Annotated in this window: 5 protein-coding genes and 3 pseudogenes; 7 read left to right on the plus strand and 1 reads right to left on the minus strand. The window is 51.4% G+C overall.

Going from position 1 to position 11,459, the window contains the following annotated elements; translation table 11 throughout:
• The first annotated feature begins 377 nt into the window (after positions 1-377).
• The 6 genes and pseudogenes from QVO51_RS08185 to QVO51_RS08210 all read left to right on the plus strand — a co-directional run bounded on the left by QVO51_RS08185 (position 378) and on the right by QVO51_RS08210 (position 9,766).
• A pseudogene (locus tag QVO51_RS08185) lies at positions 378-1,617 on the plus strand (phosphoglycerate kinase).
• Positions 1,618-1,659: 42 nt separating this feature from the next.
• The gene (tpiA, locus tag QVO51_RS08190; protein ID WP_022357998.1) at positions 1,660-2,427 is read left to right on the plus strand and encodes a triose-phosphate isomerase; all 768 of its coding nucleotides are present in this window, start codon (positions 1,660-1,662) and stop codon (positions 2,425-2,427) included.
• 52 nt (positions 2,428-2,479) lie between these two features.
• Positions 2,480-4,020, plus strand: a pseudogene (gpmI, locus tag QVO51_RS08195) (2,3-bisphosphoglycerate-independent phosphoglycerate mutase).
• A gap of 168 nt (positions 4,021-4,188) precedes the next feature.
• Positions 4,189-5,547 (plus strand): zinc ribbon domain-containing protein, encoded by a 1,359-nt coding sequence (locus QVO51_RS08200; protein WP_022358001.1) that lies wholly within the window; start codon positions 4,189-4,191, stop codon positions 5,545-5,547.
• A gap of 168 nt (positions 5,548-5,715) precedes the next feature.
• Complete coding sequence (locus tag QVO51_RS08205) at positions 5,716-6,615, plus strand: glycosyltransferase family 8 protein (protein ID WP_022358002.1); 900 nt, start codon at positions 5,716-5,718, stop codon at positions 6,613-6,615.
• A complete protein-coding gene (locus tag QVO51_RS08210; protein ID WP_288168025.1) occupies positions 6,602-9,766 on the plus strand; it encodes a hypothetical protein in 3,165 nt (1,054 codons plus the stop codon). Before QVO51_RS08205 ends, QVO51_RS08210 begins: the two co-directional genes overlap by 14 nt.
• Before the next feature lie 313 nt (positions 9,767-10,079).
• Here QVO51_RS08210 and QVO51_RS08215 read toward each other — a convergent pair whose 3' ends face one another.
• The gene (locus QVO51_RS08215; protein ID WP_022358004.1) at positions 10,080-10,835 is read right to left on the minus strand and encodes an N-acetylmuramoyl-L-alanine amidase; all 756 of its coding nucleotides are present in this window, start codon (positions 10,833-10,835) and stop codon (positions 10,080-10,082) included.
• 115 nt (positions 10,836-10,950) lie between these two features.
• Here QVO51_RS08215 and QVO51_RS08220 point away from each other — a divergent pair.
• Positions 10,951-11,459: pseudogene (locus QVO51_RS08220) on the plus strand (stage III sporulation protein AB); the annotation flags it as partial.

Genomic DNA, 11,459 nt, shown 5'->3' on the forward strand with positions numbered 1-11,459 from the left:
CAAAGCTCGCCTGTCGGCTTTGCGCAGCATCTGCTGACGAATTTTCCGTCATATCACACAAAAATTCCTTGAAATACGACAGTATTCCTGCGTCGTTTCTATGCAATCTGACGAAAAATCTGTTGGCACATCTACCACACATTCTTTGTGCGGTGTTGCCTAAACGGTTCGGGCATCTGAGTCCGGATTCCGATGCAGCATATGCCGGAGACTTCGGGCGAATTGAACAAATTCGTCCGTTGTTTTTCTGCTTTTTTTTCAGAAAATTTCGCGTCGGGGTCTTGTAAATTCCAATGGAATAGTGTAAAATATGGGGTAGGGTTGTTAAAAAACTAACAGCGGCTATTCACAATCATAAACAGAAAGGATGTCTTACAATGGCAGGTTTAAACAAGGTTTCCGTGGATGATATCAACGTAAAGGGCAAGCACGTTCTCGTGCGCTGCGATTTCAACGTTCCCCTTAAGGATGGGGTTATCACCAACGACAACCGGATTCAGGCTGCTCTTCCCACCATCAAGAAGCTGATTGCTGACGGAGGTAAGGTTGTACTGTGCTCCCACCTGGGCAAGCCGAAGAACGGTCCGGAGGATAAGTTCTCTCTGGCACCGGTTGCAAAGCGTCTGGCTGAGCTAGTAGATACCAAGGTGATCTTTGCAAAGGACGACAACGTTGTTGGCGAAAATGCCAAGAAGGCTGTTGCAGAAATGAAGGACGGGGAGATCGTTCTGCTTGAGAACACCAGATTCCGCGGTGCTGAGGAGACCAAGAACGGGGAAGCTTTCTCTAAGGAGCTGGCTGATCTGGTCAATGATGAAGTGTTTGTCATGGACGCATTCGGTTCTGCGCACCGTGCGCATGCTTCTACTGCCGGCGTGACCAAGTTTGTGAAGGAGACCGCTGTAGGCTATCTGATGCAGAAGGAAATTCAGTACCTGGGCAATGCTGTCGAGGTTCCGGTTCGTCCCTTCGTTGCAATTCTGGGCGGCGCAAAGGTGGCAGACAAGCTGAACGTAATTTCCAATCTGATCGAAAAGTGTGATACTCTGATCATTGGCGGCGGTATGGCTTACACCTTCCTGAAGGCAAAGGGCTACGAGGTTGGTACTTCTCTGGTTGACGATGAGAAGGTTGCATACTGCAAGGATATGATGGACAAGGCTGCAGCGGCAGGCAAGCAACTTCTGCTCCCCATTGATACCACCATTGCAAAGAGCTTCCCGGATCCCATCGATGCTGAGATCGAGGTTGCAGTGGTTGACGCTGACAAGATCCCGGCTGATCAGATGGGTCTGGATATCGGCACCAAGACCCAGCAGCTGTTTGCGGACGCAGTGAAGAGCGCAAAGACCGTTGTATGGAACGGACCGATGGGCGTATTTGAGAACCCGACACTGGCAAAGGGCACCATTGCAGTGGCTAAGGCATTGGCTGAAACTGACGCTACTACCATCATCGGCGGCGGCGATTCTCATCGGCGGCGGCGATTCCGCAGCAGCCGTTATGCAGCTGGGCTTTGCTGACAAGATGAGCCACATTTCCACTGGCGGCGGCGCATCCCTGGAATACCTGGAAGGCAAGGTTCTGCCGGGCGTTGCAGCAATCGCTGACAAGTAATCCCTTGCTGGATGAATCTATAGATTAGGAGTCATAATCATCATGAATAAAGCATTGAGACAGGCAGTTATTGCCGGTAACTGGAAGATGAACAAGAACAGAGCAGAGGCTGCTGAGCTGATCAACGCACTCAAGCCCATTGCTGCTGACAAGACCTGCGGTGTAATCATTTGCGTTCCGTACACCAATCTGGAAACCGCACTGGAGTTGACCAAGGGTACCAATATCAAGGTCGGCGCTGAGAACTGCCACTTCAAGAAGAGTGGCGCATTCACCGGTGAAATTTCCGCTGATATGCTCAAGGAAATGGGCGTGGAGTATGTAATCATCGGTCACTCCGAGCGCAGACAGTACTTTGCTGAAACGGATCTGACTGTCAACAGAAGAACTAAGGCTGCATTGGCTGCCGGTCTGAAGGTGATTCTGTGTGTTGGCGAAATGCTGGCGGAGCGTGAGGATGGTATTACAGAGGATGTGGTAGAGCTCCAGACTGTTGCAGCATTCACCGGCATTTCCGCTGAGGATGCAAAGAACGTGATCATCGCTTACGAGCCTGTATGGGCAATCGGCACCGGCAAGACCGCAACTGCTGACCAGGCAGAGGAGGTTTGCGGCTTCATCCGCAAGGTGGTAGCCAATAAGTACGGCAAGGAGATTGCAGACGGCATGACCATTCAGTACGGCGGTTCCATGAACGAAAAGAACTGCGCTGAGCTGCTGGCAAAGGAGGACATCGATGGCGGTTTGATCGGCGGCGCTTCCCTGGTGGCTGAAAAGTTCGGCGTTCTGCTGGCTGAGGCTTCTAAGTAAATTTGCAGTGGGGCGGACGTTGTTCGCCCCATTTGAGTAAAGGATGGAAAGTATGAGCAAAAAACCTATTGCACTGATTATCATGGACGGATTCGGCATCAACCCGGACACCTACGGCAATGCCATTAAGGCAGCTGCAACCCCTTACCTGGACAGCTATTTTGCAAACTGCCCTAATACCACCATCGGCGCATCCGGCATGTGTGTTGGTCTGCCGGATGGGCAGATGGGCAACTCTGAGGTTGGTCACACTAACATTGGCGCCGGTCGTATCGTGTACCAGGAGCTGACCCGGATCACCAAGTCCATTCAGGATGGTGATTTCTTTACCAACGAGGCTCTTACCGGAGCGGTGGAGAACTGTAAGAAGAACGGCAGCGCTCTGCATCTGATGGGTCTGCTGTCCAGCGGCGGCGTGCACAGCCACAACTCCGCGGCGTGCCCAGCCACAACTCCCACCTGTATGGTCTGCTGGAGCTTGCAAAGCGTGCAGGTCTGACCAAGGTGTATGTACACTGTTTCATGGACGGTCGTGACGTTCCTCCCTCCAGTGGCAAGGATTTCATTGTGGAGCTGCAGGAGAAGATGCAGGAGATCGGCGTGGGCGAGATCGCAACCATCAGCGGCAGATACTACGCAATGGACCGGGATCACAACTGGGATCGTGTGCAGAAGGCATATGACGCCATGGTTAACGGCAAGGGCAACCAGTGCCCCTGTGCAAAGCAGGCGATGGAGGATTCCTACGCTGCTGAGGTGACCGATGAATTCGTTGTGCCCACCGTCATCAACAAGGATGGGATGGTGCATTCCGGTGATAGCGTGATCTTCTTCAACTTCCGCCCCGACCGTGCCCGTGAGATCACCCGTACCTTCGTTGATCCGGCATTTGACGGCTTTGCACGGGAGAAGCTGGGTGTGTATTTCGTATGCTTTACCCAGTATGATGCCACCATGCCCAACGTGGAGATCGCATTCAAGCCCCAGTCCTTGAAGAATACCTTTGGTGAATATGTATCCGAGCATGGTCTGACCCAGCTGCGGATTGCAGAAACTGAAAAGTATGCACATGTTACTTTCTTCTTCAATGGTGGTGTGGAAAAGCAGTATCCCGGTGAGTCCCGGATTCTGGTTGACTCTCCGAAGGAAGTTGCAACCTACGATCAGAAGCCGTCCATGAGCGCTTATGAGGTTGCAGTGAAGGCGATCAATGCCATCAATGCAGATACGCTGGATGTGATCATTCTGAACTTTGCAAACTGCGATATGGTTGGGCATACCGGCGTGTTTGATGCGGCAAAGGCAGCTGTGGAAGCTGTGGATACCTGCGTTGGAGCTGTTGTGAAGGCTGTGACCGATCACGGCGGCGTTGCACTGATCACTGCGGATCACGGCAATGCAGACAAAATGTATGAGGCAGACGGTTCTCCCTTTACTGCGCATACTACCAATGTGGTTCCCTTTATCGTAGTGGGCAGAAATGATGTAAAGCTGCGGGAAGGCGGCGTACTGGCGGACATTGCTCCCACCATGCTCAAGCTTTTGAATATGGAACAGCCGGAGGAAATGACCGGGAAGTCCATCATTCTCTGATTAATTCGTCTCAATTTGCGGAGAGATTTTTTGGGTCTCTCCGCTTTTTTTGTGTTCACAGATTATAAGCAATAAGTTTACATTGTATCCGTTTTGCTTGCCTGGATTCGTTTGACTTTGCGGGAGAGGTATGATATAATAAATTAAATAATGCTTGGAGGGAACAATATGCAATGTGAGAAATGCGGTGGTGAACTGAATGAGAAGGGCCGATGCCATGTGTGCGGCAAAAAGAAACGACGTTCAAAGGGGTACGTTGTAGGGCATTCCTTTTTGCTGGTGCTGGCAACTTTGATCCTGGTGAATCATCTGATCGCATGTGCCACTGCACGGGTGCTGCTGAATAAGGATGTAATCCACAAAGCGCTGGAGAATGTGAAGTTTTCTACGGTGGATGTGATGCATGATGAAGAAAAAATGACTCTGGCAGAGTACATACGCCGGGAATATGTAACAGATCCGGCAGTCACCACCGGAGATGTGGAGGCTGTGCTGAACCAGATGAACCTGGAAGCCCTGGCGATGCGCAAGCTGGACAACTATCAGAATTACTACCGGGGGACGGAAGATACGCTGGAGACCATTACGCCCCAGGAGATCGTGGATATACTCGACAAGAATCAGGCAATGATCCAGGAGAAGCTACAGATTGAAATCACCCAGGCGGACAAGGATACGCTGGTGGCAGAAATGCAGGATTCCTGTACCGCATACAATGAAGGTGTGGTGCGGTACTACAACACCGGAATCGGAAGGTTCTGGAACCGGTTGCAGCTGAATCTTTGGTTCATGCTGGGTGAACTGGTGCTGCTGGTTGTGATTTTGGTTCGCTGGTGCGTGCTGTTTTGCAGCGGCAGAGGCCGGGCAGCACATGGTATCCGTGCGTTTGCCATCACGCTGCTGGTTCCTTCCGGCATATATACTTTGGGCGGCGTTGGCGGATATGTGGCTGCAAAGTATCTGTTTCAGGAACTGCCTGTTCTGGCGGACATCACCTCCGGTGCATCAGCACCCCTGCTGATGTTCGGCGGCATTGGCGTCTTGGCTGCCGTGTTTATGCTGATTCTGGCTTCCATGATTCTGTCACTGACCAAGAAGCCTGCGGCAGAGCCGGAGATCCTTTCTGAGATTCCGACAGCAGCACCTGAATGTGTGGAAGCACCGGTGCAGGAGTCTGTGCCTGTTGCAGCCGGAGTATCCGATGAGCCTGCGCCTCTGTCCGCTGCATCTGAGACACCGACTGGGGAAGCGCTAACGTCTACGGCTTCAGAGGAGGAATCGCCTGCTGAGATGCTTGACGATGCACCCACTGGGGGCACATCCGTGTCAGAGGAGGCGGCCGCTCCGACAGGGGAACCGATTGCTCCGGCGGAAGAACTGCCCACTGAGCCGGCAGCAGCATCTCCAGATGAAACAACTCCAGCACAGGCGCCTGCCCCTGTATTCTGCAAGGAATGCGGAACACAGATTCTCCAGCCCGGCGTGCAGAAATTCTGCATTAAGTGCGGAAAGAAGCTGGATTCATAATGATGAAAAAAGTCCTGCATCCTCAGATGCAGGACTTTTTATATGCTTTATCATATAGGGGAGTGCTTGAAAAATTCACAGGATGCTGTTGCATTTTTTAATAGAATGTGTTACAATAGGTTATCAGAATATGCTCCAATTTTATATCTTGATAAGGCGGTGACAGCAATGGAAGCGATACAACCATCTTTTGCGCCAGTGAATATCTGCTATGCATGCAGCGATCACTACACACCCTATCTGGGGGTCAGTTTATATTCTCTGCTGCGTAATGCAAACCCCAAGCGGCTGTACGATATTTTGGTTCTCCACCGGGAGATTCAGGCGTCCAACCGGGTCATGATCCGTCAGATTGCCCGCCGGTATCCGAATGTCAAGCTGCGGTTTGTGAATCTCAACCGGTATGACGAAGCGCTGCGTTCTGACCTGGGCAGCTATTACACCATTGAAACCAATTACCGGTTGTTCCTGCTTTCGGAGCTGTTTGCATCCTATCGGCGTATGATCTATCTGGATACGGACACGGTGGTTACCGGGGATATTTCCAGGCTGTTTGACCTTCCGCTGGAGGGCTGTGCGCTGGGTGCGGCACCGGATGTGGGCGTGCAGATCTTAAAGCACACCAAGCGGGCGGTGTTCTGCGGCAATATGCCCTACAATATCACGGATTATGTCAAGCAGGTGCTGCATCTGCCCGGGACGGACGGATATTTCAACGCAGGGGTGCTGCTGCTGGATCTTGCCGCATGCCGGGAGCTTGTGACCTTTGAACAGGTTTGCCGGACTTTGCACAGCAACCAGTTATACTATAATGACCAGGATGTGCTGAACATTCTGTTTCATGAGCATGTAAAGCTGCTGGATGTGTCCTGGAACTACACCAATAACATAGCCATGGAGCGAAGGGATCCGGAACGACAGGCAATTGTGGCACCCTATCTGCGGGATAACTACTCAATCGTGCATTACATCAGTGCGAACAAACCCTGGAATGCTGAAGTTCCACTGGGAGATGTTTACCATAATTATCAAAAAGAAAAGGAAGCGTATGAGAATGGAAAAAAATAAACGCAGCACACTCAGAAAAAAGATCGTCGGCATTCTCTGTATTGCCGCTATGACAGCAAGTCTTGCTACCGGCATGGCGATGTCTGTTATGGCTGTGCCGGAACAGACATCAGTTCCGGAAATCGTGACTGAGGCTGTTTCTCTGCCTCAGTATGCGTCCACCTCTGTGATGGATGAGGCAAACGCCATCCAGATCACCCTGGGAGCGGATCTGATCGAAAACAACCAGATCAGTCTGAACCTGGATCAGGACGGGGCAACCTATGTCATCTCCGGCAGCAACTACATCAATGACGCTTATGTGGACACAACGATTACTGTACCAGGTCGCACAACAGTCCATGTGATTTTTGACGGTGTGGACATAAAAAATGATGACGGAGAAATCGGCTGCGGCGGAAATTACGGCACGGTGGATCTGTTGAACATTGCAGGTACTATGAACGTGTACACCAAGGCGGATTCCACCTTGGCATTCCGAGCCTGCTCCTTTGCCGGTGTAATGAATTTTCAAAGCTACGGGGAGCAGAGCGGAAAGCTGACTCTGACGAATGTTGACGGTGCAGCTATAAGCTTCAATGAAGACATGAATGGCCCATTGTTCAACATGTTTGGAGGCAACGTTGCATTTGATGTGGGCAGTCATAATAATTTACCGTTTTATACAAAGTACAATATGTCCGGCGGAACGCTCTATTTAAAAGCATTCTATCTTCCCACGAACTTTGTGCTCACTGGCGGGAATTTGATCAATGATGTTACGTATGACTGGGGTGGACCTGCGAGAAATGCAGCAGGACAGGAGCTGCACAATTACACGGTTACCCTGCCGGATATCACCGCTCCCACAGCCATTACCCAGGTGGGCGGTTCTTCCTGGTCAGGACTTTATACGGACGAAACAGGTAAGGTGACCCTGTGGACGCCGGAGACATTCACTACTTATGACGAGGCTTATTACTTCTACACTGAGGATACTTGCTACAAGCTATCAATGGTAAATTCTGGGGTTGCTGCTGAAAAGCTGGATGCAGCAGTACATACTGTAACCTTCAATATGCCGGATGGTTCTACCCGGTTGATTCAGATTTATGACGGTGGCAACGTGGAGCTGCCCGCAGTGCCGGAGGGCTGTACCGTTACATACTCCACTGAGGACGGCGAATTTGACGGACAGAACATCACCAAGGACTATACAGTCAATGTTCAGCAGTTTTGTCCGATCGTCATCGACGGTGTGGTTCAGGAGCCGGTGCTTTATGGCACGGTGTTTACCTTGCCGGATGGACAGGGTTATGCAGATCAGAACGGCAAGGTCTACACGGAACGTCTGGTGATACAGGGGCCTATGACCTTGTATACGGTTAAGGCAGCGGTGAAGGAAAATGAATCCTACGTTGCGATTGAAAACCAGGAGGATATCCGGGCATATAATGCGCTGCTGAACAAAGATGTCAATGCGAATGCGTTGCTGCTGAATGATGTGACCATGCCTTCGGATCTTATAATCGGCAATGGGAACAATACATACACTGCAACCTTTGACGGGAACGGATATACCATGACGGTGGCATATACGGATGAAAGCGCAAATGCAGCAGCACCCTTTGGTGCTCTTAGTAACGGTGGTGTGATCCGTAATTTGCATGTAGATGGTGATGTGACGGCAGTTGGATGTGCGGGCGGTATTGCTTTGTCTGCTAATAATAACGCATTGATTGAAAACTGCACCAGCAGTGTGAATGTTAAGCTGCTGGGTAACAGCACACAATCAGGATCCAGTGTCGTAGCGGTACAAGCAGGCGGCTTTGTGGGCAGTTCAGATACCGGAGCGTACTTTACCAACTGCCTGTTTGACGGAACGGTGACCCATGAAAGCATGGAGAATAGTCTGGCATATCTGGCAGGATTCTCTGGCTGTTCAACATATAGTCCTTATTTGACCAATTGCCTGATGCTTGGTACGGTGCAGGGGAATGAGGGAGATGAAACCTCTGCGTTTTATGGATTCTGCAGCACAAGTACGCTGGCATCTTATTACGACTCCGGTCTGACATTTACCAGAGAGCAGGGTAATGGACTGACTGAGGAGCAGCTTTCCGGCGGTGAAGCGGCTTATCGGCTGGGAGAAGCCTGGGGACAGGTGCTGGGTCAGGAAAGCAGACCTCGGGTAGGTGGTTCCAGAGTGTATCAGATCAATGTGTATGCGGACTGCAAGGCAGATACCGTACCCACTACCGCTTATTCCAATATCAATCAGGACGTCCGCCCGGCACATGTGTATCAAGACGATAAGTGCAGCGTATGCGGTAACTTTGAGGACGGCATCGGTGCACAGCTGCTGGGTAACAGCCTGACCATCGACAACAGTGCAATCCGACTGAATGTGTATATGGGGCTGGATGAATCCGTTCAGAACCCGGAAGAAACTTACATGCAGTTTACCACGCCAGATGGCAAGGTGGAAAAGCAATACCTGCGCGATGCAATACTAAATACAGACGGCAGCTATACCTTCTACTGCATGGTACCAGCACAGTACATTCACGAGAAATACACGGTACAGATATTCGCAGCCAAGGGAGAGGGTAAGATTTATCACTGCTCCGTTGAGGATTATCTGAACACAATCCTGAAAAACAAAGACAACAATACAGAATACGCAGCTGCAGCAGACCTGGTTCAGGCACTGTCCAACTACGGTACTTATGCAAAGGCGTACTTTGATCCGGATGCGGATCCGATTCCCATGACGGAGGAAATGGAGCACTTATCCATTCCGAATTGTCGGCCTTATACACTGAACGATCTGCCGGAGGGCATCTCCTACTACGGCTTCAGTCTGGTGCTGAATTCCCAGGTGACCATGCGTCATTACTTCGTTGTGGAGGACCCCGCCCTTGCAGAGCAGTATAACATGAAGCATAGAAGTGGCAAGTACTACATGATTGAAGTGGATTACAGCATGTCCGAGCTGCGGACAGACAAAACAATCGTTGTGGGAGACTGGGGCATTGCCTGCATGCCGTTAAGCTATGTACAGGCGGCGTGCGAGCAGTCTAAGGATGAAAAACTGATCGCATTGGTAAAATCTCTTTACATGTATGATAATGAGGTATACACCTACAATCTGAATAAAGGAGGGGAATAAGCATGAAGGAAGCTTACAGCAAGCCGGAACTGGAAATCGTAGAGTTTGCATGTGACGATGTGATCACCACGAGCGATCCGTTTGATCCGGACGAAAACGAACTGCCGGTATTCAAGTAATACCAACCAACGAAGAAAGCGCCTCATTTGAGGCGCTTTCTTTTTTTAAGGTAACACCGCACAAAGAATGCGTGGTAGATGTACCAACAGATTTTTCGTCAGCAGATGCTGCGCAAAGCCGACAAGCGGGCTTTGTGCGGTGTTGCCTTAAAACAGCCGGAACAGGTGTGCGTGCACCTGCGCCGGCTGTTTATTTATGCGGATTCTCCGTTGGTGAGGGTGATGAAATCCCCGTTGGCATAGCCAAGCTGTCCATCGTAGGACACCACATACCAGTTTTCCACCGCTCCGTAGATCTGAACGGCGCTGCCGTCCGGAATGCTGCCCAGAATGCTGCCTTCCATAGAAGGATATCCCCGCAGATTCAGGGCGGAACCGTCTGCCGTGACGATGCCGGTACGGATGCCGGAGGGTTTGTTGAAGGGGATGCCGAAATAATCCGCCAGGGACTGGGCGATATTGGCGGCTATAGGTTGCAGATTGCCTTTGATCCAGGCTACATCCTCCGGATTATCGTGATAGCCGATTTCCGCCAGCACTGCAACTGCTCTGGTCTGGGTTACCTCCCCAAGACTTGTGGTGGCAAGCGCATTGCTCCGCTGGGGCAGGGGATAGATGCTCTTGAAATTGTTTGCCATAATAGTTGCCAGCCGTTCGCTGTTGTAGCTGACCGGGGAATAGTACACGTCAATACCACGGAGCTGTCCTGCCAGGGATTCCGGTGCCGCATTGGTGTGCAGTGCCAGATGCACATCATAGTATCCGGCGTTGGAATCCCGGATGGCGCCGAGTACGTTCCGGTCCGGATCGTTCCGTACAAAGGATATGCCGCTGGCAAGCAGATAGGGCTCCAGGGCATCCGCCAGCAGATTCATATACTGTTCTTCGTTTCCGCCGTTTACATAGGTATTCCACTCCTGGGTGGACGGACTTAAAAAAATACGGGGCATAGTGTTCCTCCTCATAATGGCTGTATTCTGTATGCATTCTATGCGCCGGAGCAGCTTTACAGAACCGGCATAACCTTGTCCGGTGCAGCATATAGTGTGACAGGAGGCGATGAGCATGCAGAAAGGAACAGGACTGAACCTTGGGCTTCGGTATGTGCCTGAGAGCACCGCCCAGGGAATCCGGCGGCTGCCGGAGCATCAGCAGGCGCAGATCCAGGAGATCCGGCTTCGGGTACAGCAGCTGCCCCGGGTATATGACGGAAGAACGGAGCAGCCCCTGCCGGGTTGTGAGCCGCTGCGGCAGGCGCAGCTTCAGGCGTGTCTGAAAACTGCCTGCGCCGATTCCTTGTACAGCTTTCAGCGAGAGCTATCCCAGGGCTTTGTCACGGTAGAAGGCGGTAACCGGATCGGGTTTTGCGGCAATGGGGTGATCCGGGACGGGGAAGTGGAAACCATTCGGTATGTGAGCAGTTTGAATATCCGGATTGCAAAACAGGTGCTTGGCTGCGGACAGGCTCTTTATGAGAAGCTTTTTGCACAGAGCCGGCAAAGTGTACTGCTGCTGGGGCCGCCCGCCAGTGGCAAGACCACCATGCTCCGGGATTTGTGCCGGCTGCTTGGCGG

The organism is Ruminococcus sp. CAG:379, assembly GCF_000434255.1.
GTDB lineage: Bacteria > Bacillota > Clostridia > Oscillospirales > Ruminococcaceae > Ruminococcus_F > Ruminococcus_F champanellensis.

Coding starts and splice junctions, on each gene's coding strand:
- QVO51_RS08200 (WP_022358001.1), top strand. CDS start 4,189: ATGCAATGTGAGAAATGCGGTGGTGAACTGAATGAGAAGGGCCGATGC.
- tpiA (WP_022357998.1), top strand. CDS start 1,660: ATGAATAAAGCATTGAGACAGGCAGTTATTGCCGGTAACTGGAAGATG.
- QVO51_RS08210 (WP_288168025.1), top strand. CDS start 6,602: ATGGAAAAAAATAAACGCAGCACACTCAGAAAAAAGATCGTCGGCATT.
- QVO51_RS08215 (WP_022358004.1), bottom strand. CDS start 10,835: ATGCCCCGTATTTTTTTAAGTCCGTCCACCCAGGAGTGGAATACCTAT.
- QVO51_RS08205 (WP_022358002.1), top strand. CDS start 5,716: ATGGAAGCGATACAACCATCTTTTGCGCCAGTGAATATCTGCTATGCA.